The sequence below is a fragment of the Chromobacterium sp. INPA-IVC genome, assembly GCF_059047085.1.
Genome location: NZ_JBTNLS010000003.1, coordinates 1 through 24,225, shown reverse-complemented (window position 1 = coordinate 24,225; position 24,225 = coordinate 1). Strand labels below are relative to the sequence as shown.

At 62.9% G+C, this 24,225-nt stretch carries 15 protein-coding genes and 1 pseudogene; 13 read left to right on the top strand and 3 right to left on the bottom strand.

Translation table 11 applies throughout. The features are described from left to right. Position 1 precedes the first annotated feature (1 nt). The 11 genes from ACX17K_RS05520 (at position 2) to ACX17K_RS05470 (ending at position 16,019) form a co-directional block, all read left to right on the top strand. Complete coding sequence (locus ACX17K_RS05520) at positions 2–3,892, top strand: ATP-binding protein (protein ID WP_493774012.1); 3,891 nt, start codon at positions 2–4, stop codon at positions 3,890–3,892. Positions 3,893–3,967: 75 nt separating this feature from the next. Then, positions 3,968–4,795: a ferritin-like domain-containing protein gene (locus ACX17K_RS05515; protein ID WP_493774011.1), complete on the top strand. Its 828-nt coding sequence runs from the start codon at positions 3,968–3,970 to the stop codon at positions 4,793–4,795. A gap of 21 nt (positions 4,796–4,816) precedes the next feature. Further along, on the top strand, positions 4,817–5,032 hold the full coding sequence (locus ACX17K_RS05510; protein WP_021477934.1) for a hypothetical protein: 216 nt from the start codon (positions 4,817–4,819) through the stop codon (positions 5,030–5,032). Positions 5,033–5,191: 159 nt separating this feature from the next. After that, the gene (locus ACX17K_RS05505) at positions 5,192–5,611 is read left to right on the top strand and encodes a hypothetical protein (protein WP_021477935.1); all 420 of its coding nucleotides are present in this window, start codon (positions 5,192–5,194) and stop codon (positions 5,609–5,611) included. Positions 5,612–5,636: 25 nt separating this feature from the next. Further along, complete coding sequence (gene trhP, locus ACX17K_RS05500; RefSeq protein WP_231162011.1) at positions 5,637–6,983, top strand: prephenate-dependent tRNA uridine(34) hydroxylase TrhP; 1,347 nt, start codon at positions 5,637–5,639, stop codon at positions 6,981–6,983. A 745-nt stretch (positions 6,984–7,728) separates the two neighbouring features. Continuing rightward, the gene (locus ACX17K_RS05495; protein WP_493774010.1) at positions 7,729–8,829 is read left to right on the top strand and encodes a polyamine ABC transporter substrate-binding protein; all 1,101 of its coding nucleotides are present in this window, start codon (positions 7,729–7,731) and stop codon (positions 8,827–8,829) included. 190 nt (positions 8,830–9,019) lie between these two features. Then, positions 9,020–9,928: an ABC transporter permease subunit gene (locus ACX17K_RS05490; protein ID WP_231150768.1), complete on the top strand. Its 909-nt coding sequence runs from the start codon at positions 9,020–9,022 to the stop codon at positions 9,926–9,928. Next, positions 9,925–10,764, top strand: a complete 840-nt coding sequence (locus tag ACX17K_RS05485) for an ABC transporter permease subunit (protein WP_021477939.1) — start codon at positions 9,925–9,927, stop codon at positions 10,762–10,764. The genes ACX17K_RS05490 and ACX17K_RS05485 overlap by 4 nt, the downstream gene beginning before the upstream one ends. Positions 10,765–10,865: 101 nt before the next feature. Next, positions 10,866–12,392, top strand: coding sequence for a DUF3138 family protein (locus tag ACX17K_RS05480; RefSeq protein WP_493774009.1), 1,527 nt, complete (start codon positions 10,866–10,868; stop codon positions 12,390–12,392). Positions 12,393–12,670: 278 nt separating this feature from the next. Then, a complete protein-coding gene (argS, locus tag ACX17K_RS05475) occupies positions 12,671–14,389 on the top strand; it encodes an arginine--tRNA ligase (RefSeq protein WP_231161977.1) in 1,719 nt (572 codons plus the stop codon). A gap of 169 nt (positions 14,390–14,558) precedes the next feature. Continuing rightward, complete coding sequence (locus ACX17K_RS05470; RefSeq protein ID WP_493774008.1) at positions 14,559–16,019, top strand: PhoPQ-activated protein PqaA family protein; 1,461 nt, start codon at positions 14,559–14,561, stop codon at positions 16,017–16,019. A 7-nt stretch (positions 16,020–16,026) separates the two neighbouring features. Here the strand turns inward: ACX17K_RS05470 and ACX17K_RS05465 are convergent, their stop codons facing one another. The 3 genes from ACX17K_RS05465 to ACX17K_RS05455 all read right to left on the bottom strand — a co-directional run bounded on the left by ACX17K_RS05465 (position 16,027) and on the right by ACX17K_RS05455 (position 20,396). Then, the gene (locus tag ACX17K_RS05465) at positions 16,027–16,818 is read right to left on the bottom strand and encodes a pyridoxamine 5'-phosphate oxidase family protein (protein WP_493774007.1); all 792 of its coding nucleotides are present in this window, start codon (positions 16,816–16,818) and stop codon (positions 16,027–16,029) included. A 93-nt stretch (positions 16,819–16,911) separates the two neighbouring features. Continuing rightward, on the bottom strand, positions 16,912–18,525 hold the full coding sequence (locus ACX17K_RS05460; RefSeq protein ID WP_493774006.1) for a S53 family peptidase: 1,614 nt from the start codon (positions 18,523–18,525) through the stop codon (positions 16,912–16,914). 233 nt (positions 18,526–18,758) lie between these two features. After that, the gene (locus ACX17K_RS05455; RefSeq protein ID WP_493774005.1) at positions 18,759–20,396 is read right to left on the bottom strand and encodes a S53 family peptidase; all 1,638 of its coding nucleotides are present in this window, start codon (positions 20,394–20,396) and stop codon (positions 18,759–18,761) included. Between the two features lie 732 nt (positions 20,397–21,128). On the opposite strand from ACX17K_RS05455, the gene ACX17K_RS05450 reads away from it, so the two are divergent. Together ACX17K_RS05450 and ACX17K_RS05445 are read left to right on the top strand one after the other, a co-directional pair. After that, entirely contained in the window at positions 21,129–23,696 is a 2,568-nt protein-coding gene (locus ACX17K_RS05450; RefSeq protein WP_493774004.1) for a TonB-dependent receptor, read from the top strand. Positions 23,697–23,850: 154 nt separating this feature from the next. After that, positions 23,851–24,225 (top strand): annotated as a pseudogene (locus tag ACX17K_RS05445) (hypothetical protein); the annotation flags it as partial.

The window sequence follows — 24,225 nt, the reverse complement described above, 5'->3', positions numbered from 1 at the left end:
CATGCAGTTGTCGGGACGCAGCCGCAGTCAGGCGATGGCGATTGGGCGCAGCGTGCTGGCCATCGTGGTGTTGCTCGGCCTGTTGCAGGCCAGCGTGGTGGCGGTGTTGCAGTTTTCCGCCTGGAGCGCCTATCAGCAGGCCGAGTGGCTGGTGCATCTGAACCAGGATGCTTACGGGCTGCGCAATTTCGCCAATCTGCAGCTCAAGGAAAGCGGCCTGCTGATGGAGGGGCTGCTGGAGAAGCGCCCGGACGAAGCGCAATTGAGCAGCCTGGCGCGGCAAGTGGATGAAGATTTCCTGACGCTGCTCACCGCCTGGCATGGCCAGGACGAGGTTCGCTCGGCCGGGCGTCTTGAACGGCTGAGACAGTCGATCAAGCAGTTCCAGCAGTTGCGGGTATCGACGCGGCAGGCGATGAAGGCCGGCGCCGATGGGAGGGAGGCTCAACTCGTCAAGCTGTACGAGGGGACCCGCGATGTGCAGCAGCAGACGCAATTGCTGCTGGACGAGGTAGTGGCGAGCATGGCCTCCGGCGGGGAGTACCGGATCAGCAATCTGGTCTGGCTGCGGCAGGACGCGGCGATGCTGGGCTACTGGCTGCATTCCAGCGCGCAGGCGCTGGTGCTGCGTTCTAGCCTGAAGAGCCGGCTGGACCGGCGAACCGAGTTGGAGCTGGCCCACGGACTGAGCGCCAGCATCTTGTTGCTGGGGAGGGCGCAGTCGTTGCTGGGCAGCATAGACGACGCCGAGTTGTCGCGGCAGTTCGGAGAGCTGGCCATGCAGGCGAACCGCTTGCAGTTGCTGACCCAGCTGCAGTTGGAGCAAATGGACGGCCGCTTGCAGTTCAGCCAGGCCACCGACTACCGGCGGAATCTGCTGCAGCTGTCCGCCTCGCTGGACAAGATCCGGGTGGCCATCGGCGAGCGGGCGCTGCGCACCTTGCAGGACAACCGCTCCCACTACCGCAACACGCTGCTGCGGGAAGGCGTGTTCGGGCTGGCGATGCTGGCGCTGCTGGCCTTCTTGTTTCATGTGGTGGTGCGCAAGGTGCTCAAGCCGCTGGACTTCCTGCAACGCATGCTGGACGTGTCGGGCGACGCAATGCTGGTGATCGATCAGAACGGCGTGATCGACATGGCCAATGAGGGCGCGGGACGCATGTTCGGCTATGCCATGGACGCGCTGATCGGCACGGCTGCGCGGCAACTGTTCGTGGTGGACGACGAATTGCTGTCGGTGCTGGCCGCGCTGGAGGTGCAGGCGGGACGGACTATAGCGGTGGAGGGCATGGGCAGCAGCGGCGAGCGCTTTCACGCGATGCTGAGCGTCGGGCGCTTCCAGGAGGGCAACCGGCCGCTCGACATCCTGATCGTGCGCGACGAGCACAAGCGGAGGCTGGCGGAGAACTCGCTGGAGCGCAGCGTCGCCTTGCTGTCCGTGATATCGGAAATCGAGGCGATGCTGTTGTCGCGGGCCGAGCGCGGCGAGGTGTTCCAGAGGCTGCACAACACCTTCCTCGAGTTCACCAGCTCCGAGCAGTGCTTGCTGGTGGCTTGGGCGGTGAGGGAGGACGGCAGCGAGGGCCTTCAGCCGCAGGCAGGGGATTGGCCGGCCTTCCTGCCTCTGCCGCAGCAGCTGTCCCAGGCGGAGATGCCGCTGGCGGCGCTGTTCCGCAGCTTGACCGCCCAGCCATCCTGGGTGTCGCTGCCGGTGATGCTGGGCGGCGAGGCCTCGGCCGGGGTATGCCTGCTGCGGCCCACCTTGTCGCAGCTGGGCATCAGCATCCTGCCCTTGCTGGGCGCCTACGCCAATATTCTGGGCTTCTACGCCGAAGAGGATCGCCGCAAGCTGTCCGAAGCCCAGCTGCGCGCGGTGCTGCAGGAAGAGGAGGCGGTGTATTCGGCGTCGCCGGTCGGCCTGTTGCGCTTGAACGAGCATTTCCAGATCACTCGCGCCAATCTCACGGCCGAAAGCATATTCGACGTCGGCGACGAGTACGGCCTCTCCGGCATGCATCTGATGGAGCTGCTGGCCTCCGAGCATGGCTGGTACGAGCTGGCGGAGCAGATGTCCAAGATGCAGCAGGACAATGCCCGCATCCATTGCGAACTGGAATGCCTGACCGGCACCGGGCGGCCGATCTGGGTGCTGTTCGAGGGGCAGCTGCTGTTCCCGGACGCCAACGAGTCGGTGATCATCCTCGCCTGCCTGGACATCACCGAGCGCAAGATGGCCGAGTTCGAACTGAGGATGGCCCGCGACCAGGCCAATGCGGCCAACCGCGCCAAGAGCGCCTTCCTCGCCACGATGAGCCACGAGATCCGCACGCCGATGAACGGCGTGCTGGGCATGCTGGAGCTGCTGGCGCTGACCCGGCTCGATGCTGAGCAGCGCGACACCGTCTCCACCATCCAGGATTCCGCCAACACCCTGCTGCGGCTGATCGACGACATCCTGGATTTTTCTAAGATCGAGGCGGACAGGCTGGAAATCGTGCCCGCCCGCACCGCGATCCGTCCCTTCATGGACAGCGTGCGCAATCTCTATCACGAGAACGCCAGCAAGAAGGGGCTGGAACTGGCGCTGACGCTGGACGACAAGCTGGCGCCGACGCTGGTCATCGATCCGCTGCGGGTGCGGCAGATCATGCAGAATTTCATCAGCAACGCCATCAAGTTCACCTCCAGCGGGCGGGTGGATATCCGGGTCAAGGTCATGGATACGGTGTCCAACTACCAGGTGCTGAGCTTCGAGGTGGAGGATACCGGCATCGGCATGTCCCAGGAGCAGTTGAGCAAGCTGTTCCAGCCGTTCACCCAGGCAGACTCTGAAACCACCCGCCGTTTCGGCGGCACCGGCCTGGGGCTGGCGATCTGCCGGCGCCTGGCCGGCCTGATGGGCGGGCACGTGGAGATGGAGAGCGAGCAGGGCAAGGGCAGCTGCGCCAGATTGCTGATGGAGGTGGAATGGCTGGCCGAGCAGGTGGAGCCGGTGATGCTGCCCGAGCAGCGGGTGTCGCTGGAGGCCGTGGTCGCCGCGGCGCAGGCCGACAAGGAAATCGGGGCAGGGAGCGGGCTGTTCCCCATCCTATTCGCCGAGGACAATCCCACCAACCGCAAGCTGACGCTGAAGCAACTGGAGAAGCTGGGTTATCCGGCGGACTGGGCCGAGGATGGCGACCGCGCGTTCAGCAAGTGGCTGTCCGGCCGCTATTCGCTGATCCTGACCGATTGCCACATGCCCGGCATCGACGGCTACCAGCTGGCGAGGCTGGTGCGCGCGCATGAGGAATCCCACCCCGAGCGCGGCCGCATTCCCATCGTCGCCTGCACCGCCAACGCGGCCAAGGAGGAGGTGGACAAGACGCGCGAGGCCGGCATGGACGACTTCCTGACCAAGCCGCTGTCCATCCTGGATTTGGAGGCTACGCTGCGCAAATGGATGAGCGCCCCGCCGGAGTCTCCCCCGCCGCCGGCCGATGCCGCGCCGTCTGTCACCGAGAGCGCGGAGCCGGCCGCGAGCAAGCCGTCGCCAGACGACGGGCGCATTCCCGTGGACCGCAGCGTGCTGGAGGTGTACAGCAACGGCGAATTGAGCGTGGAGCTGGAAATCCTGCGGGAATTCCAGACCGGCAATAACGAGGACGTAGCCGAACTGCGCGCGGGAATGGAGGCGGAGGACGCCGAGCGCGTCGGTTTTTCCGCCCACCGCATCAAGGGCGCCAGCCGCATGGTGGGGGCCAACGGCATGGGCGACGCCGCCGAAGCGGTGGAGAAGGCGGGCAAGGCGCGCGATCTGGAGCTGGCCCGGAAAAAGATGGCATTCCTCGAAGAGCAACTGGCGGTATTCGACCACTGGCTGGCCAGCCAGAACGAAACCATGGCCGAATAGGGCTCGCCCGTCGTTTGGCCGGTTCGTCCCCTTCTGGCTTGGCCTGGCCGCGAGGCCGGCTTAGAATCCGCCCTCATGAACCAAGCACAATCGCTTTATCCGCTGATCGAGCAGGCGCTGCTGTGCCCAGTCGTGGATGACAAGCTGGCGTTGGCGGAGCGCTTGCGCCGCGACTGGCGCTGCGGCCTGCTGTTCCGGGAGGCGTCTCCCGCCGCCTATGCCTTGCCGCAGCCTGGCCGGCCGCAGCGCCCTGAACTGGTGCATCCGGCGCGGGTGCCGAAGCGCAGCCTAGCCACCCGCCACGGGCACGGCGCCTTGCTGCATGCGATCGCCCACATCGAGTTCAACGCGGTCAATCTGGCGCTGGATGCCGCCTGGCGCTTTCGCGACACGCCGGACGAGTTTGTCGACGACTGGCTGACGGTGGCGGCGGAAGAGGCCGGGCATTTCCGCCTGTTGCAAGGACGCTTGGCCGATCTGGGTTTCGCCTACGGCGATTTTCCTGCTCACGACGGCCTGTGGACCATGTGCTGCAAGACCGATCACGACGTGATGGTCCGGATGGCGCTGGTGCCCAGAGTGCTGGAGGCGCGGGGATTGGACGTGACGCCGGGCATTCAGCGCCGGCTGGCCGGCATTGGAGACCACGCCAGCGTCGCGGTGCTGGACGTGATTCTGCGCGACGAGGTAGGCCACGTGATGATAGGCAACCGCTGGTTCGTCCGACTGTGCCGCGAACGCGGTCTGGAACCGCAAGCCACTTTTCGCGGTCTGTTGGAGCAGCACGCGATGCAGCTGCATCCCGGCGACTATAATCTGTCCGCCCGCGCCGAGGCCGGCTTCTTCGCCGACGAGCTGGAAGCGCTGGCGCGGCTGACCGAATCCGTCTCCGACGGCCGTTGAATCTCACCGAAGCAGGTATTCATGATCAAGCTGTTCCAACGCATGCGCGACAATCGCAAGCTGGCCGTCGCCACGCTGCTGCTGTCCACCCTGATATTCATGCTGGCCTCCGCGTTCTGGCGCGGCGGGGCGGCCGAGGGCGCGCTGGCCGCGCTGCTGTGCCCGTTGCTGCTGTTGTTGGCGCTGGCGGGGCAGTTAAGTTCGCTATTGGCTCTTTTACAAAAACCACGAAAATGAAACGGCTTTTAAAAACAGCGGCTTAAAGTTGTCAGGATGCGTCAGGCGGGCTTGACGCTGTCCTTTCGGCCGCGCATAATCGCGACCGGATAAAATTCAAAACAGGCTCCGCTATGGTGCGGGGCCTGTCGTTTTTTGCACTTGCGGAGTGTCTGCATAATGGAGCACCAGGTATTCCTGCGTCAGCTGGAAGCCAATGCGCTGCCTGCGTCGGATTTCAATCATCGAGCCCACCTGTACGCAGCCTGGGGTTATCGCCGGGAATACCCGGCCCCCGAAGCGGCCGCGCGCTGCGCGCATGCGCTGTCGCGTTTCGCGATGGCCAATGGCGCGGCTACCAAGTACAACCATACGCTGACGATGGCGCTGCTGGCCATCGCGTACAGCCGCGTCGAGTCCTGCCCTTCGCTGATGGAGGACTGGCCAGCCTTCCTCGATCGTTGCAGCGATCTGGCCTGCGACGCCCGGGCGGTGTTGGAGCAGTACTATTCCGCGGAGCGTCTGCAGACGGACTCCGCGCGCAAGGCCTTCGTCAAGCCGGACAGGGAGCCGCTGCCGGTTTCCTGTCTGCTCAACTGATACACCGAGAATTCCCCACGCAATGATCAAAGCACCCGAACTCTTGCTGCCCGCCGGCACGCTGGACAAGATGCGCGCCGCCTATGACTTCGGCGCCGACGCCGTGTACGCCGGCCAGCCGCGCTACAGCCTGCGCGCACGCAACAACGACTTCAAGCTGGAAGAGCTGAAGCAGGGCATCGACGAGGCCCATGCGCGAGGCAAGCTGTTCTTCGTCGCCAGCAACATCCTGCCGCACAATAGCAAGATCAAGACCTATATGGCCGACATGGAGCCGGTCATCGCGATGAAGCCGGACGCGCTGATCATGGCCGATCCAGGCCTGATCATGATGGTTCGCGAAAAATGGCCGGAAGTGCCGATTCACCTGTCGGTGCAGGCCAATACCGTCAACTACATGGGCGTCAAGTTCTGGCAGAAGCTGGGCGTGCAGCGCATCATCCTGTCGCGCGAGCTGAGTCTGGACGAGATCGCCGAGATCCGCCAGGAATGCCCGGACATGGAGCTGGAAGTGTTCGTGCACGGCGCCTTGTGCATCGCCTATTCCGGCCGCTGTCTGCTGTCCGGCTACTTCAACCACCGCGATCCGAACCAGGGCACCTGTACCAACGCCTGTCGTTGGGATTACAAGATGCACGATACCGAGGGCGATGCCGCCGGCGACGTGCAGGTGATCCAGTTCGACTTCAACAAGGCGATGGAAGAGGCCAATCAGAGCTTCTCGTCCTGCGGCAGCCAACAGCGCCATCCGCTGGCCGACAAGACCTATCTGATCGAAGAGGGCAGCCGTCCGGGCGAGCTGATGCCCATCATCGAGGACGAGCACGGCACCTATATCATGAACTCCAAAGACCTGCGCGCCGTCGAGCAGGTGGAGAAGCTGGTCAAGATCGGCGTGGACTCGCTGAAGATCGAGGGCCGCACCAAGAGCTTGTACTACGTGGCGCGCGCCGCTCAGGTGTACCGCAAAGCCATCGACGACGCCGTCGCCGGCCGTCCGTTCGACCTCGGCCTGCTGGCCGATCTCGATGGCCTGGCCAACCGCGGCTACACGCCGGGCTTCCTGGAGCGCCATCAGAGCCAGGACTACCAGAACTATCTGACCGGCCACTCCAAGGCCAAGCAGAGCCAGTATGTCGGCGACGTGATCGAGGTCGACGCCGATGGCTGGGCGCTGATCGAGGTAAAGAACCGCTTTGGCGTCGGCGACAAGCTGGAAGTGATCCATCCGTCCGGCAACCGCGTGATCGAGCTGGCCGAGATGACCCGCAACGGCGAGGCGGTGCAGGTCGCGCCGGGCAACGGCATGCAGGTGCGCATCCCGGGGCTGGCCGGTTACGACGGCAAGGCGCTGATCACCCGGCTGCTGTAAGCGCGGCCCGCTCCGCGTCTTCGCAAAAGGCTGCCTTTGGCAGCCTTTTTGCTTTGCATGGTGAGCGCTGCGTGCATGGCTGGTGTTGCGCGATTTCCACGCAGCCGACAGTTGGTTTTATTTTTTATGCCATAGTCCTGAATGGCCGGCTGGCCTGGGAGAAATGGATGCCAGCCAGAACCCGTTTGCGCCGGCGGGGCCATGGCGCATGGGGTTCACGCGCGACGGACATCGCCGTTTACCTTTTGCCGGCTTGCGCGTATCCGGGAATATGGTTAAAAAGTAGTGACATAAATATGAATGCGTTGATTTTATTAAACGCATCAGTGCAGTACGGAGACCAAGAGAGGAAACGATGATGCCCGCCGCCTGTCGCTGTCCAGTAGACTTCGCGCTTTTCAGCCATCCTTCTCGTCCGTTCGCGGAAGCCCCGCGCGCCGGTCCGCCTTCCCGTCCCTTCCCGCTCAGCTGAATCCATACCATCCGTTTGCCGTTTTACATGCCGTAACGCCGTAATCATTGCGGCCATGGCCGCAGGGTATATGTTGGCATTATGCCGTCGCGCGTCTGCGGCGGATTGTCAGCGGCTGACAGCATGGAACGCAGTGATTCGAAGTTCCGCCGCTTGGCGTGGCCGGTCAATATTCGGCATGTCCATATCGACGCGCGTCCATCGCGTCGGGATCGCCGCAGGCCGCTCCGGGACGGAGGACGTTTATGGTCGTGCCACTTTAGGAAGCCTGTCATGAAGAAGAAACTGGTTCGCCACGCGCTGTACTCGCTGCTGTTGCTGCTGCCGGCTACCGGCGCGCAGGCGGCGGATAAAGTGCTCAACGTCTACAACTGGTCCGACTACATTGCCAAGACCACCATTCCGGGCTTCGAGAAGCAGACCGGGGTCAAGGTGAAATACGACGTCTACGACAGCGACGACACCTTGCAGGCCAAGATGCTGACCGGCCGCGCCGGCTACGACATCGTGGTGCCCACCTCCAACTTCATGGCCAAGCAGATCGAGGCCGGCATCTACCAGAAGCTGGACAAGTCCAAAATTCCCAATCTGTCGCATCTGGACAAGGCGCTGATGGCCAAGATCGTCGACGCCGATCCCGGCAACGCCCATGGCGTGCCCTGGGCCTACGGCACCGACGGCCTGGGCTACAACTACACCAAGGTCAAGGCGCTGCTGGGCGCCGGCGCGCCGCTGGACAGCTGGGACATTCTGTTCGATCCCAAATACGTGTCCAAGCTGAAGGGCTGCGGCGTGTCGGTGCTGGATCAGGCCAACGATGTGTTCGCCGTCACGCTGCACCATCTGGGCAAGGACCCGAACAGCAAGAACCCGGCCGACTACCAGGCGGCGTTCGAGGCCTTGAAGAAGATCCGCCCCTACATCACCCAGTTCAACTCTTCCGGCTACATCAACGATCTGGCCAACGGCGACATCTGTCTGGCGCTGGGCTGGTCTGGCGACGTCAACATCGCCAAGCACCGCGCCGCGGAGGCCAAGCGCTCCTATCAGCTGGGCTACGTGATTCCCAAGTCCGGCGCGCCGATCTGGTTCGACGTGATGGTGATCCCGAAAGACGCACCGCATCCGGAGGAGGCGCATAAGTGGATCAACTACATCGAGACGCCCGAAGTGAACGCCGAGATCACCAACGAGGTGTTCTATCCCACCGTCAACGCGGCGGCCCGCAAGTTCGTCAAGCCTGAGATCGCCAACGATCCCACCATCTATCCGCCGGAGCCGGTGATGAAGACGCTGTTCCTGCTCAAGCCGCTGCCGCCGGACATCATGCGGCTGCAGAACCGGCTGTGGACCCAGCTGAAGACCGGCCGCTGAGCCAGCCCGGGGCCGGACGGGTTTCGGCCCGGCCTTTCATCGCATAAGCACAATCGTCCGCCGCCCGGATGTTCCGGGACGGCCGGACAGCTGTGGAACATCGGCCGCTTATTCTGGCGGACGACGGGCATCGGCGCGCGCCGCCGATGGGGATGCAACGCTTTGACGCCGCGGGCGTCGTGGTGCCGTCATGAAACTACCAGATCTGAAACGCTGTCTGCCGACGGGCAGAGGGGCCGCGATAGGCGTGCCCTTCCTGTTCCTGTTCGTCTTCTTCCTGCTGCCCTTCCTGCTGGTGGTGGGCATCAGCTTTTCCCAGCAACAGCTGGGCATTCCGCCGTACACGCCGCTGGTCAAGTTTGAAAACGACGTGGTCGGCATCGCGCTCAATATCGGCCATTACAAGTTCATGCTGAGCGACGATCTGTACTTCGCCACCTACATCAGCTCGGTGAAGATGGCTTTCGTCTCCACCGTGCTGTGTCTGCTGATCGGCTACCCGATGGCCTACTACATCGCCCGGGCCGAAGGCGCGACGCGCAACACGCTGATGATGATGGTGATGCTGCCGTTCTGGACTTCCTACCTGATTCGCGTCTACGCCTGGATCGGCATCCTGAAGAACGACGGCTTCCTCAACCAGTTCCTGCTGTGGCTGGGCGTGATAGACAGCCCGCTGCATCTGTACCACACCAATTGGGGCGTTTACATCGGCATGGTGTTTTCCTACTTGCCGTTCATGATCATGCCGCTGTATGCCCACCTGGTGAAGATGGACCTGACGTTGCTGGAAGCCGCCTACGACCTGGGCGCCAAGCCGTGGCGCGCGTTCTGGCAGGTGACGCTGCCCTTGTCGAAGAACGGCATCATCGCCGGCAGCCTGCTGGTGTTCATTCCGGCGGTGGGCGAGTACGTGATTCCGGAGCTGCTGGGCGGCTCGGACACGCTGATGATAGGCCGGGTGATGTGGGACGAGTTCTTCAACAATATGGACTGGCCGATGGCGGCCACCGTCACCTGCTGCATGGTCGTGCTGCTATTGGTGCCGATGGCGCTGTTCCAGCACTACCAGGTCAAGAGCATGGAGGAGGCGCGATGATCAAGCCGAGCAAACCCTTGTCTTTCCTGGTGCTGGGGCTGGGCTACGCCTTCCTCTACCTGCCCATCGCGTTGCTGGTGATCTATTCGTTCAACGAATCCAAGCTGGTGACGGTATGGTCCGGCTTCTCCACCAAGTGGTACGCGGCGCTGCTGGACGACGACGAGCTGATCAGCGCGGCCTGGCTCAGCCTGAAGATCGCGCTGATGACGGCGACGGCATCGGTGGTGATGGGCACCTGGGCCGGCTTCGTGCTGGGGCGCTTCGGCCGCTTCCGGCTGTTCGCGCTGTTCACCGGCATGGTCAATGCGCCGCTGGTGATTCCGGAAGTGATCCAGGGCATCTCGCTGCTGCTCTTGTTCGTGGCGATGGAACAGAGTTTCGGCTGGCCGGAGGGGCGCGGCGTGTTCACCATCTGGATAGGCCACGTGATGCTGTGCGTGTCCTACGTCACCATCGTGGTGCAGTCGCGGGTGAGGGAGCTGAACCTGTCGCTGGAGGAAGCGGCGATGGACCTGGGCGCGCGCCCGCTGAAGGTGTTCTTCGTCATCACGCTGCCCCTGATCTCGCAGGCGCTGGTATCGGGCTGGCTGCTGTCGTTCACGCTGTCGCTGGACGATCTGGTGCTGACCGCCTTCCTGTCCGGCCCGGGCTCCACCACGCTGCCGATGGTGATCTTCTCCCGGGTGCGGCTGGGCCTGAATCCGGAAATGAACGCGCTGGCCACCTTGTTCATCGTGCTGGTGTCGCTGGGCGTGGTGGCGGCCAATATCTATATGAGCGCGATGACGCGCAAGCGGGAAAAGGAGATGCGCTTGGCCTTCGCCAATAGTTGACAACGGCGGGCGATGCGGCCCGGAGCCAGGGCTGTGCCTGCCGTGCCGGGCGGTTGCGGATGGAAACAACGACAAGCAGTGCGGCACAAGGAGAAACGAAGATGAAGAGGTTACTGATCAGCGCGGCGATCGCGGCCCTGCCGGGCATGGCGATGGCCGACGCCAAGGCGGACGAGATCGCCAGGTTGAAGTCGCAGATGCAGAAGCTGCAGCAACAGATGGCGGAGCTGCAAAAGGCGGTGGAGGCGGCGACGGCGTCCACTTCCACTGTCGGCCAGAAGGATGCGGCCGCAGCCGGGGGCGAGGACGCCAACACCGAGCTGAAAGAGCGGGTGGCGAATATGGAGCTGAAGGTGGACAAGCTCAACACCGCGTCCACCGACGGGCCGCTGGCTGGCCTCAGCGTCACCGGCTATCTCGACCCCACCTATATCTACAACCGCAACAACAACAGCTCCGGCTTCCAGTTCCTGAACCACCAGAACGTCTACGCCTACAGCAACAGCACCTTCGGCGATGTTTATCTGGACATCAAGAAGACCTTCGGCGTCGGCCCCACCGCGCCCAGCGCCGAAATCAGCATCATGCCCAATCGCGGCAGCGGCAACACGCTGCTGGATGGCGGCAGCGGCAACAACATCATCAATACCGCGGTGATCAACTTCCCGCTGTCCGACACCTGGACCTTCAACGCCGGCCTGATGAACAGTTTCGGAGGATACGAGGTGCAGCAGTCCAATCAGATGGTGACGCTGACCCACGGCCTGCTGTACGACTTCAGCGACCCAGGCAGCTACGTCGGCGCCGGCTTCAACTGGAGCCACGACGTATGGGCGTGGAAGTTCCTGCTGGCCAACGAGCAGTACCGCACCCACGCCAACCTGGCCAATACCGGCACCAACTCCGCCAACGGCAATCCGCAGGTGAAGAGCAACAACACGCCCACCTTCACCGCCCGCGTCGACTACACCTGGAGCAGCGCGCTGGATCTGGGCTGGTCGTTCAACGCCGGCCGGCAGACCTTGCTGACCAGCGCGGCCCAGTCGGCGACAAGCCCGGTTCCGGTGACCAATGGCTGCCTGGGCGGCAATGTCGGCTTCGGCTACCAGTGCGTGTCCGCCGATCCTTACTCCAATTACTTCTTCACCGAGGCTGACGCCAGCTACACGCTGGGCGACATCCAGTACAACGCCGAGCTGGACTACGGCCAGCAGCAGAAGGCGGCCTGGAACGGCGGTTCGGCGCAGTGGTACGGCGTATCGCTGCTGGGCCACCGCAAGTGGATGACGGAGTCGCTGGGCAAGATGGGCGCCACGCTGCGCTACGACTACCTGAACAACAGCAAGAACGGCGGCGGCGGAGGCGGCGTGGCATTGGGGGCGGGCGGCTACGACGGCGTCAACGCGTTTGGCGTCGACCCGGCGTGCGTGGCCAGCGGCGCCACCGATTGCAAGGGCGCCAACCGCATGGCGCTGACCGCCGACCTGCTGTTCTTCCCGACCGACCAGTTCACGCTGAAGTTCGAGTACCGGCACGATTGGGCCAGCCAGGCGGTGTTCCAGCGCAACGACGGCAGCATGAAGAAGGGCAACGACATGCTGGGCGCGCAGGCGGTCTATACCTTCTAAACGGTTTGCCTCCCATAGGCAGCGGCATTGTCCGCTGCCTTTTTATTTGCTCCGCGCTGCGCCGAATGCCTTTATCATTGTCCCTTTTCATGCCGGCCGGCGCGTTTATCCGGCGGAAATAGCCGGCTCATGCCGTATGGGATCAAATGATGGTCGATTCCAGCCGGATCGGGCGGGGCCAAGCATTGCCCGCATCGACGCGGGCGCATACAATCAAACACACATTTTTCAGAAGCGAAGACATTTTTTCGTTTTCGCGGCATTTCGTGGGGCTATCAATGACGATTCATCAACTGATCAACGAACGGGTACAGGCAGCGCTGGCGGCAGCGGGCGCGCCTGACGCGCCTGCCGTGGTCCAGCCGGCTTCCAAGCCGGAATTCGGCGACTACCAGGCCAACGGTGTAATGGGCGCCGCCAAAGCGCTGAAAACCAATCCGCGCGCGCTGGCCGAAAAGGTCGTCGCCGCTCTGGATCTTGCCGGCATCGCCGACAAGGTGGAAATCGCCGGTCCGGGTTTCATCAATATTCATCTAGCCCCTGAATATCTGGCCCGACGAAGCGAAGCCGCCCTGAAAGACGACAAGCTGGGCATCGCGCCGGTGCAGCCGCTGCGCGTGATGGTGGAGTATTCCTCTCCCAATCTGGCCAAGGAAATGCACGTCGGCCATTTGCGCTCGTCCATCATCGGCGACGCGCTGGCGCGCGTGATGGAATACGTCGGCCACGACGTGGTCCGCGCCAACCACGTAGGCGACTGGGGCACCCAGTTCGGCATGCTGGTGGCTTATCTGGTGGAAACCAGCCACGCCGGCGACGCCGACCTGCAGCTGTCCGATCTGGAAACCTTCTACCGCAACGCCAAGATCCGCTTCGACGAGAGCGAGGACTTCGCCAACACCGCGCGCGACTACGTGGTCAAGCTGCAAGGCGGCGATGCGGAGGTGCTGAAGCTGTGGCGCCGCTTCGTCGACGTGTCGCTGAAGCATTGCGAAGAGGTTTATCAGACGCTGAACGTCGGTCTGAAACGCGAGCACGTGCGCGGCGAATCGTCGTACAACGACGACCTGCCGGTGATCGTGCAGGAACTGCGCGCGGCCGGCCTGCTCACCGAGAGCGACGGCGCGCAGGTGGTGTTCCTGGAGGAATTCCGCACCCAGGAAGACCAGCCGATGGGCGTGATCGTCCAGAAGAAGGACGGCGGCTTCATCTACACCACCACCGACATCGGCGCGGTGCGCTACCGCCACCGCGAGCTGAAGCTGGACCGCGTGATCTACGTGGTGGACGCGCGCCAGAGCCAGCACTTCGCCCAGATGTTCACCATCTGCCGCAAGGCCGGCTTCGCGCCGGAGGCGATGAAGCTGGAGCACGTCGGCTTCGGCGTGATGATGGGCGATGACGGCAAGCCGTTCAAGACCCGTTCCGGCGGCACGGTCAAATTGATCGAACTGCTGCACGAGGCGCAGGAACGCGCCTACGCGCTGGTGGCGGAAAAGAACCCGGACCTGTCCGAAGAGCAGAAGCGCGAAATCGCCAACGCGGTGGGCATCGGCGCGGTGAAATACGCCGACCTGTCCAAGAACCGGATGAGCGATTACATCTTCAACTGGGACACCATGCTGGCCTTCGAAGGCAACACCGCGCCATATCTGCAGTACGCGTATACCCGCGTGCAGAGCGTGTTCCGCAAGGCCGAGGGCTATGACGCCAACGCCAAGATCGTCATCACCGAGCCGGCCGAGAAACAGCTGGCCGCCGCGCTGGCGCAGTTCGAAGACACGCTGAACGCCGTGGTGGAAGGCTGCTACCCGCACTACCTGTCGCAGTACCTGTACCACATCGCCACGCTGTTCTCGCGCTTCTACGAAGCCTGCCCGATCCTGAAGAGCGAGGGCGAGGTTCGCGCCAGCCGCCTGCAGCTGTCCGCGCTGACCGCCAGGACGCTGCGCGCCGGTCTGGACCTGCTGGGCATCAAGGTGCTGGAATCGATGTAAGCGCCGAGGCCATGGCCATCGCGAGAAACCCCGCCGCATCCGGCGGGGTTTTTTCATTGATGGGCGGCAGGGGCGTATTTCCTGAACGGATTGGACCGGAGGCTGTCCATCGTGGGCGGGAGTGCATTTGCTCTATCCGCGCCTAATGAAAATCAACTTTGCAAATAATATGAATGCCATCCTGATGAACGCTTCACTTTCCACCGCCGCGCGCCGCGCCGGCATCGCGCTCTGCCTGTCGCTTCCCGCCATTTCGCAAGCGGAACCCGTCCCGGCGCCAAGCGATCCGCAAACCGTATCGCAATACCTGAAGCAGGCCAGGGCCAGCCAGCAGCCGGCCAAGTTGCTCGGCGAAAGCGAAGAGGGCGGCGTCAAGGTACGCGATTATGGATTTGTATCGCAGCGCTGGCCGGGCAAGGGCAGCACGCTGGCCAGCGACGCGCCGCAGTGGGAGCATGAGTTGAAGCTGGCGTTGCCGCCGGGACGCAAGCCCGGCTCGCCGGTGTTGCTGTATGTCAGCGGCGGCAGCAACCATGCCGAGAAGGGGCCGCAAGCGCCGCGGGATCCGTTGCCGATCGCGGAGCTGGCGCGCGGGCTGGGCATCGCGGTGGCCGAGCTGTATTACGCGCCCAACCAGAGCCTGAAACTGGACGGACAGCCGGCCGGACGCGAGGATGCGTTGGTCGCTTATACCTGGCGCAAGAGCGTGGACCAGCCGGAGGCCGACCGTTTCAGCTCGCTGCATCTGCCGATGACGCAGGCGGCCGTCGCCGCGATGGACGCGATCCAGGCCAGCCTGCCGGATGCGCGCGCCTTCGTGTTGTCAGGCAGTTCCAAGCGCGGCTGGACCAGTTGGCTGGCCGGATTGAACGACGAGCGGGTCCAGGCCATCGTGCCGGTAGTCGCCGATTTCTGGAATGTGCGCGTCAATTTCACCCACGTGTACAACAGCTACGGCAAGCAATGGCCGGTGGCGCTGCGCGATTATGACAGAAACGGCATCACCGGCGAGGTGCTGAACGGCAGCCCCGGCTTCGACGCCTTGCTGCGGTTCGAGGATGTGGTCAATTACCCGAAAAGCATGCCGCGCTTGAAGAAATACATGATTTCCGCGTCCGGGGACGATTTCGCGGTGCCGGACTCCGCCTGGAGCTACCTGCCGATGTTGAAGGGGCCGATGCAGCTGCGCTATCTGCCCAATCAGTCCCATTATGTGGGCAGCAAGCAGGTGGGCGAGGCGCTGAGCCAGTTCATGGGCCGCTGGCTGGCGGGCAAGTCTTTGCCCGAAGCCAGCGTGGAGGGGGACGAGCGCAATGGACGGATCAGCGTGAGCACTCGGGAGCCGGCGGTACGCGCCAAACTGTGGCTGGCGCATAATCCGGACCGCCGCGATTTCCGCCTCCGTTCCGGCATCCGCTATCAGGATCAGCCGATCGAGGGCAAGTGCCGGCTGGGCGAGTGCCGCTTCGAATTCACGCCGGACGCCGCGCAACCGGGCTGGCAGGCTTATTTCATCGAATTCGAGGGCAAGGACTTCACCTGGACCACGCCGCCGCTGATCTGGCCCCAGCGCTACTCGGATGGCTCCAAGGCGCCTTTCGCCGCCTCGCGCCTGCAACTGGGCGGTTGATCATCCTTTAACCAAGCCGCAGCAGCCGTTCGCGGACCTGGGGGGGGGGGGGGGGGGGGGGGGGGCAGGGGGGGGGGGGGGGGGGGGGGGGGGGGGGGGGGGGGGGGGGGGGGGGGGGGGGGGGGGGGGGGGGGGGGGGGGGGGGGGGGGGGGGGGGGGGGGGGGGGCGTACGNNNNACACACCCTTTCCGCGCCCTTGTGACGTGTCGCCCCCCCCCCCCCCCCCCCCCCCGCGCCGGTAGCGGCCATTGTCCAGCAGGTCGGCGCCGAAACAATCGCAGCCCAGCAGCCGGATGGATGCCGGCAGCGCCGCCTGCGCCTCGTCTAGCAGCGCTTGCTCTTCATCCAGCGCCAGCGCGGGCAGCGCCGTCCAGGCGCTGTCTTCTATCCAGCCCATCTTTCCCAGGCCGGCGATCAAGCGCTGCCGCGTGGGAATCAAGCGGAAAAACATGAAATCCAGCGCCAGCCATTCTTCCGCTTCCGGCAGATAGCGCAGCAGCCGGCGGCGCAGCGCGTCGGAGGCGTCGAAGCGTTCGGCGTCGCCCAGCATGGTCAGCCGGGCGGCCGATTGCGCCGCGCCGCCGTCCGGCGCGAGCAGGGACAGGCTGATGCGAGGATCGGCCAGCAGGTTCTTGCTGTGCTCGGCCAGCGCGCTGACCACGAATACCGGCCGATGATGTTCGTCGCAGAAGAACTGGACGGCGCTGGCGTAGGGGTAGCCCGGGTAGGCGTGCGACTGGGTGGCCAGCGTGGCGTGGCGGCATTGGTGCAGCAGGCTGATGGCGAGGTCGGGTTTCATGGCTTGCCGGGATGGGAGGCGATGCTGTCATTCTAAGCGGCAGCCTGGCCAAAGCAAACGCCCCGCCGAGGCGGGGCGCTGCGGTCTGGCATTTCAGAAACCGGCGGTTTTGGCGACGAAGGCGTTGAGGTTGGCGATGTTCAGGCTGCCCCAGCCGGTGGCGTAGTCCCAGCCTGCCGCGGCCTTGTAGGCGCCGTTGCTGCCGCTGGCCACGTCGCGGTACAGCGACGGGTTGGCCTTGAAGTACTTGTAGATGGCATTGGCCGGCGAAGTCAGCTTGTTGCCGTTGGCCGACTGGATGCGGATCCAGAATCCGCTGAACAGCGGCGCGGCCAGGCTGGTGCCGCCTACCTGGTAAGTGCTGCCGGCTACCAGCACCAGCTCGCCGCTGTTCGGGTCGGCGTCGAAGGCGATGTCCGGCACGCCGCGCTTGGTCTTGGACGCGGTCAGCACACCCGCGGCCGTTTGCCAGGACGGCGCGGCTTCGGTGGCGCTGGGGCCGCCGCCGCCGCCGCTCCAGGTTTTTTCGCTGCCGTAGATCGTTGCTCCGCTGGTGGTCAGGGTGGTGCCGCCCACTGCGATCACGTAGGGCGAAACCGCCGGATAGCTTTGATAGGCGGTATTGCCGCCGCACTCATAAGAGCCGGAGTCGCCGCTAGACACGGAAAAAGTCTGCCCGTGCGCCACGGCGGCCTGCAGCATCTGGTCTACGCTGGCGGTCATGCCGGAGGCTTTCGCGCCCAGCTCGCACTCGCCCAGCGACACATTGATCACTTTGGCGCTGTTGGCGGCCACCGCCGCGTTGATGGCGGCGGCGATGTCGGCGTTGCTCATCGACGGCGCGACGTAAAACTGCAGCTGCTTCAGCGCGCCGCCGCTGGCGGCGAGCATGGTCTGGCTGTCGAGATTCCACTCCATGATGCCCGAGGTGTCGGAACTGGTAGCGCCCGCGTTGATGATGGCGACGCTGGGCGCGGCGAAGCCGGCGCTCTTGGCATAACTGTTCAGGTCCGCCACTGTCTGGCTCAGGTTGCCCTCGGCGATGATGCCGGCCACGCCGTTCTTGGCGGAGGGGAGGCTGGCGGCGTTGTAGATGGAGGCGAAGTCGGCCGGTTTGTGGGCGATGACGCCGGAGGCGGCCTTGCTGACGCTTTGGGCGTGGAAGGCGGCATGGAATTGGTGGGCGCTTTGCAAGCCGTGAACCGCCAGCACGATGCCGGCCAGGCTGGCCGGCACCTGGGCGTCCTGCGTATTGGCCACCGCCTGGCGGCCATTGACGTTGTATCGGCGCAGCTTGGTCTGGAAGGCGCTGTAAACGGTGGCGGCGCTGCCATCGGCGGTGAGCAGCAGGTTGTTGGAGGAAACGGCGATATTGCGGAAACCGTTTTGCCGCAGATGATTGACCACCTGTTGCACCTGGGCCTGGGTAGGCGCGTATTGGGCGATGAACTGGGCATCGGTGATCGGCTGCCCCTGTCCGGCCTGGATGCTGTCGGTCAGCGCGTCCAGCGCGGCCTTGTTGCGCACGGCCAGGCTGACCGCAATGTGCACCAGTTCGCCGCCGGCCACTTCTCCCGCGTCGCGGGCCTCGGGGATCAGCTGCTGGGTCGGGTGCGCCTGGGTGCCGGTGCTGATCCAGCCGGCGGCATTCGCCGCCAGACTGAACAGGCCAAGGAACAGGGATAGAGTCGGTTTATTGGCCCGCATGCCATTTCTCCTGAAAAGCCGCGCCGTGAGCAGTGGAGTTTGTGTCCATGCGCGCGTTTTTCCGTGATAGCGGGTCTGTTCTAGTTTGTAAAGTATTTACTCTTCAATTGCCCGGTTGATTTGTAATTGCATGATTTGAATAGATTTGTCATCGCCGAGAAGTGTGGTTTGCTCAGCGCCAGAATGGAAAAAAGCCCCGGTTGTCCGGGGCTTTTCTTTTGCCAGATGCCGTCTTAGAAGCCGGAGTGGCTGTTGATGAAGGTATTCAGGTTGGCGACGTTCAGGCTGCCCCAACCGGTGGCGTAGTCCCAACCGGCGGTGGCTTTGTAGCCGCCGTTGTTGCCAGTGGTCACGTCGTGGTACAGCGACGGGTTGGCCTTGAAGTACTGGTAGATGGCCGGGTTCGGGGAAACCAGGCTGTTGCCGTGCGCGGACTGGATGCGGGCCCAGAAGCCGGTGAACAGCGGAGCGGCCAGGCTGGTGCCGCCGATCTGCGAGCTGCTGCCGTTGACGATGACTTGGGCGCCGCTGTTCGGATCCGCGTCGAACGACACGTCCGGCACGCCGCGCTTGGTCTTCGAGGTGGTCAGCACGCCAGCCTTGGTTTGCCAAGACGGAGCCGCTTCGTTGGTGCTCGGGCCGCCGCCGCCGCCGTTCCACACGCTCTCAGACGAGTACTTGGTCGTGCCGCTGGTATTCACCGTGGTGCCGCCGATGGCGATCACGTACGGGGAAACCGCCGGATAGCTTTGGCCGGGGCCGCTGCATTCGGCGGAGCCGGAGTCGCCGGTGGAAACCGAGAAGGTTTGGCCCTGGGCTACCGCGGTCTGGAAGATCTGATCGTCGGAAGCGATGGTGCCGTCGCTCTTCGCGTCGTTTTCGCATTCGCCCAGCGATACGTTGATCACCTTGGCGGAGCCATCGCTGACGGCCGAGTTGTAGGCGGCGGTGATGTCGGCGTTGGTCATCGAGGTGGCGACGTAGAAGTTCATCTGCTGCAGCGCGCCGCCGGCGGCCGCCAGGATGTCCTGGCTGTCCAGGTTCCATTCGTCGGTGCCGTCGGTGTCGGAGGAGGCGTCGCCGGCGTTGACCACATTGGTCTGCACGTAGCTGTAGCCGGCGGAGTCTTCAAACTGCTGCAGGTCTTGCAGCGTTTGAGTCAGGTCGCCCTCGGAGATGATGCCGACGGTGGTGTTGCTGGCCGGCGGCAGGCTGCTGGCGTTGTAGATCAACGGGAAGTCGGTCGGGTTGTGGCCGACCACGCTGTTGGTCCTGGCCGAGGCCAGGGTTTTGACGCCGCTCTTGCGCAGGGTGGTGTGGAAGGTGTGAACGTTCTGCAGGCCGTGAACGGCCAGCACGGTGTCGCCCAGCGATTGCGGAACCTGAGCGGCGGTCACGTTGGCGAAGGCGGTGCGGCCGTTGACGTTGAAGTGGTGCAGGGTGGCGTTGAATGCGGTCTTGGCGGTGGCGGCGCTGCCGTCAGCGGTGACCAGCATGCGGTTCGGGGCCACCTTGATGTTGCGGAAGCCGTTCTTTTGCAGGTGGGCCACCACCTTTTGCACTTGAGCCTGGGTCGGCGCGTACTGGGCCATGAAGTCGGCGTGGCTCAGGGTCTTGTGGCTGGTGCCGGCCAGAAGGCTTTCGGTCAGCGCGTCCAGTTGAGCCTTGTTGCGCAGCTTCAGGGTCACGGCTACATGCACGGATTGGCCGGCAGCGAGTTCGCCGACGCTCTTGGCGGCGACGGAGCTGGTCAGGGTGGAGACCAGCGGATGAGCTTGGGTCGCGGTGTTGACCCAGGCTTCTCCTGCTTGGGCGCCGGCGGCGAATACGCCGGCAACGATCAGTGCTATAGCGTGCTGTTTTGCAAACATGCAGTTTCTCCTCTTGCGGTTTAAATACAGGAAAAAACGATATGTCTTTTCCTGATAGCGGCAGGGCTTGTATTGCGAATTGTGTTCGCGCCCTTGGCCGGTGGTTGCCTACAAATTGTCTGAGGCATGCCGTAATTTCATACGACTATTCCGCAATAGGTCATTCAGAATAAAAATGCCAAATGAATTTAATACAAATTCATACTTTGACTTATTATTTAATCAAATTTGCAAACATTTATCCTTTTGGGAAGATGAATCGCAGTGACAAATGATGAAATAGAGCATTTGCACGATTCGCCTATTTTTTGGGCTTTATCATTGCTCATGCCTGTGATGAGTTTTTATGAATTAAATAAGATGGGGTAAGCCGAGGTGGAGTGTGAATATCACAACATAAAGATGAATCCACTGCGTAAATGCAACAAATTAGACATCATTCATATGGGTTAAAAAGTATTTCTCAATTTGTATTTGTGACGAAGTGTGACGGCAAGAGCAAGATAGTGCTGAAATTGTTGCGTGTATTTTTGATTTAATTGTGACGGTTTGTGATTTATCTGAATGTGTTTGTTTGCTTTCTTTTTGAGACGATAGACAAAAGTAAATGGCTGTTGACGTTAGTCATTACAAACTTTCACACTCGAATCGCCTTTACTTGGCACGACAAATAGATAAGACGGCCGCCCATGAGGCGGCGGGCAGTACCTCTACAAGGGATTTGGAGAAATGATGAACTACAAGAGAAAAGCGCTTGCGGTGGCGCTGTCGCTAGTCGGCAGCGTTGGATACGCGCAGCTGGCTCATGCCGATGACTCAGGGGATAACTCTTTGCAGCGCGTGGATGTGATCGGTTCGCACATCAAGCGCCTGAAAAGTGAAAAGGCTACCGAGGTCACCACGATCAAGGTAAGCGATCTGGCCAAGCAGGGGCTGAATACGGTTGAGCAGGTGGTCAATGCCCTGGCTTCCAACCAGTCCAATATCGGCGCCAACTCCAGCGTCGGCCTTTCCACCGGCGGCGCCGCGTTTGCCAACTTGCGCGGCCTCGGCCAGCAATACACGCTGGTGCTGCTGGACGGCCGCCGCGTGCCTTACCACCCCTTCGACGGCACCGCGGCCGACCTGAACGCCATTCCGCTGTCAGCCATCGAGCGAGTGGATGTGTTGCCGGATGGCGCAGCGGCCATTTACGGCAGCGATGCAATCGGCGGCGTGATCAACTTCATCACGAAAAAGACCTCCGAAGGCCTGAGCATCGGCGGCGACTTCATGACGCCGCAGCGTTCCGGCGGCAATGAAAAGAACCTGAACGGTTCTTACGGCTATGGCAATTTGTCCAAAGACGGCTTCAACGTCTACGCCACCGCCTCCTATCACAAGACTGATCCCATCATGGCAAGCCAGCGCGACTTCGCGTCGGCGATCACGCCGGCGATGAAGGCCAGCTCCAACAGCTATCCGGCGAATTACACCATCGATGGCGGCAACAGCCTGATCGGGCCGAGCGGTTATCCGAATTGCGGCGCGGCCACTGCCAAAGGCGGCACTTGCAAAATGTATCCGGGCACCATGGTGGGGATTCAGCCGGAAACGGAGCAGTGGTCTGGCCTGGCGAAGGGTACGCTCCGCATAGGCGACAATCATGAGCTGTCGGTGACCTACAACATCACCCGCAACAAGAACACGACGATCTCGGCGCCTGCGCCGACCGGGCTTGAGGTTTTCTTGCCGAGCGGGACCCAGGGCATCGTCACGGCTGACGGCAGCGCGTCCATCTCTCCCTTCCTGCGCACCATGCCTCTGGGCAATCGCGTGACGGAGGCCGTGAACGTTCAGCAGAAGCTCCAACTCAACCTGGAAGGCCAACTGGGCGGCTGGGATTATAAGACCGGCTTGGGATATTCCCAGAGCTATGCGACCGAGGAACTGGTTAGCGGCTTTACTGGCGACAAGGAAGTGGCCAACGCTTATCTGAACAATCAGATCAGCCTGGTATCCGGTTTGGCCACGGACCCGAACGTCTGGAATCAGATCGGCATCAAGGGCCATCTTGACGACGGCAAGTACACCGTCGCCAGCGCCGATTTCAGCCTGAGCAAGGAAGTGCTGCAGTTGCCGGCAGGTCCGCTCGCCGTCGCATTCGGCGGAGAGACCCGGCATGACACGCTGGAGCACAACTTCAATTACCCGATCTCCAAGGACGCCATCGGTCCTGGCATGAACCAGTCCCTGAACACCAAGGGCAACCGGAGCGTGTCGGCGCTGTTCGCCGAGGCCGATGTGCCCATCGTGAAGCATCTGGACGGCAAGGTGGCGGTTCGTTACGACCACTACAATGACGTGGGCAACTCTGTCAGCCCGGAAGTGTCGCTGCGTTATGAGCTGTCGCCGCAAGTGCTGCTGCGCACCTCCGCAAGCACGGGTTTCCGCGCGCCGTCGCTGTACGACATGTACCAGCCCAACCAGAGCCAGCTGACCGGCAACTTCTACGCGGATCCGCTGAGCTGCCCGAGCCTGTCCGCCAGCTGCCCGAGCCTGCAGCGTTACCTCAAGGTGGGCGGCAACACCAAGCTGCAGCCGGAGAAGTCCTCCTCGCTGTCGGTCGGCATCGTGATCGAGCCGATCAAGAGCATCACCGCCAGCGCGGATCTGTGGTGGGTGATGGTCAAGCATCAGATCAGCACCTTGTCCGAGGCGACTCTGTTTGACGGCAATCACAACAGCCTGCTGTTCTACGATCCGAACAATGGCGGTAACCTGACGGCGATCTCCACCACCCAGAACATGGGCAATTCCAGCTCGGCTGGTTTGGATGTCGATTTCCGCTGGATGCTGCCGAAAACTTCGGTCGGCAACTTCACGGTCGAATTGGCGGGCACCTATCTCGCCAAAAACATCTACCAGATCGAGGAAAACGGTCCTTATTACAGCAACCTCGGCCAGTACGTCGCCACGCAAAACGAACCGACCTTCCGCTGGCAGCATAACCTGACCCTGAACTGGAACCGCGGCGCCTGGAGCGGCTTGCTGTCCCAGAACTACAAGTCCGGTTATACCGACCAGAATTCCGGCGCGTTCGCCTCGACCAATCATATGGTCAAGCCGTACTCCACCTGGAACATGTCCGGCAGCTACGAGGTGAACAAGCAGCTGACCCTGACCGCTGGCGTGCGCAACCTGTTTGACCAACTGCCGCCGTGGAGCAATCAGCAGTACCTGTTCCAAGGCAACTACGATGCGCGTTTTGCTGACCAAGTGGGTCGCGCTTACTTCATGAAGTTCAACTACAAAATGTAAGCCATAGGGCATGCGGCCCCCGGGCGCCGCTCGGTGTCTGGGGGTGATTACGGATTGCGGCAAGTCCGTTACAGGAGTTCACTTTGTGTTGTCGGGCGCCGTCGAATGCCGGCTCCCGGTCCGCAAGCGCATGCAAGCAGGGAAGGTAATCGCAATGAGCAGTGTTTCCATCAAGCGCAACAGTGGGATGCTTAGCCGCCGCTCGGCCGGCTTGGCGGGCGTCGTCGTATTCCATGCCTTGTTGATCTACGCGCTGGTGACAGGCCTGGCCCAGGGGGTGGTCAAGGTGATCCAGCAGAAAGTGGAAGTGTCGGTGATCAGCGAACCGCCGCCGCCCCCTCCGCCGCCGCCGCCGAAGATCGAGAAAGTGGTGCAGCAGCCGGCGACGCCGAAGCCGCAGGCCTATGTGCCGCCGGTGGTGAATCCGCCGCCGGTCACGCAATCGGCCAACGCCATCCAGGCGGTGACGTCCGATCCGAAGCCGCAACCGGCGCCGACGCCGGCCCCGGTGGAAGCGCCGAAAGGCCCG

Bases quoted from the DNA above. Each gene is read 5' to 3' on its own strand.
- ACX17K_RS05520 (WP_493774012.1), top strand. From the start codon at position 2: ATGCAGTTGTCGGGACGCAGCCGCAGTCAGGCGATGGCGATTGGGCGC.
- ACX17K_RS05515 (WP_493774011.1), top strand. From the start codon at position 3,968: ATGAACCAAGCACAATCGCTTTATCCGCTGATCGAGCAGGCGCTGCTG.
- ACX17K_RS05510 (WP_021477934.1), top strand. From the start codon at position 4,817: ATGATCAAGCTGTTCCAACGCATGCGCGACAATCGCAAGCTGGCCGTC.
- ACX17K_RS05505 (WP_021477935.1), top strand. From the start codon at position 5,192: ATGGAGCACCAGGTATTCCTGCGTCAGCTGGAAGCCAATGCGCTGCCT.
- ACX17K_RS05495 (WP_493774010.1), top strand. From the start codon at position 7,729: ATGAAGAAGAAACTGGTTCGCCACGCGCTGTACTCGCTGCTGTTGCTG.
- ACX17K_RS05490 (WP_231150768.1), top strand. From the start codon at position 9,020: ATGAAACTACCAGATCTGAAACGCTGTCTGCCGACGGGCAGAGGGGCC.
- ACX17K_RS05485 (WP_021477939.1), top strand. From the start codon at position 9,925: ATGATCAAGCCGAGCAAACCCTTGTCTTTCCTGGTGCTGGGGCTGGGC.
- ACX17K_RS05480 (WP_493774009.1), top strand. From the start codon at position 10,866: ATGAAGAGGTTACTGATCAGCGCGGCGATCGCGGCCCTGCCGGGCATG.
- argS (WP_231161977.1), top strand. From the start codon at position 12,671: ATGACGATTCATCAACTGATCAACGAACGGGTACAGGCAGCGCTGGCG.
- ACX17K_RS05470 (WP_493774008.1), top strand. From the start codon at position 14,559: ATGAATGCCATCCTGATGAACGCTTCACTTTCCACCGCCGCGCGCCGC.
- ACX17K_RS05460 (WP_493774006.1), bottom strand. From the start codon at position 18,525: ATGCGGGCCAATAAACCGACTCTATCCCTGTTCCTTGGCCTGTTCAGT.
- ACX17K_RS05455 (WP_493774005.1), bottom strand. From the start codon at position 20,396: ATGTTTGCAAAACAGCACGCTATAGCACTGATCGTTGCCGGCGTATTC.
- ACX17K_RS05450 (WP_493774004.1), top strand. From the start codon at position 21,129: ATGAACTACAAGAGAAAAGCGCTTGCGGTGGCGCTGTCGCTAGTCGGC.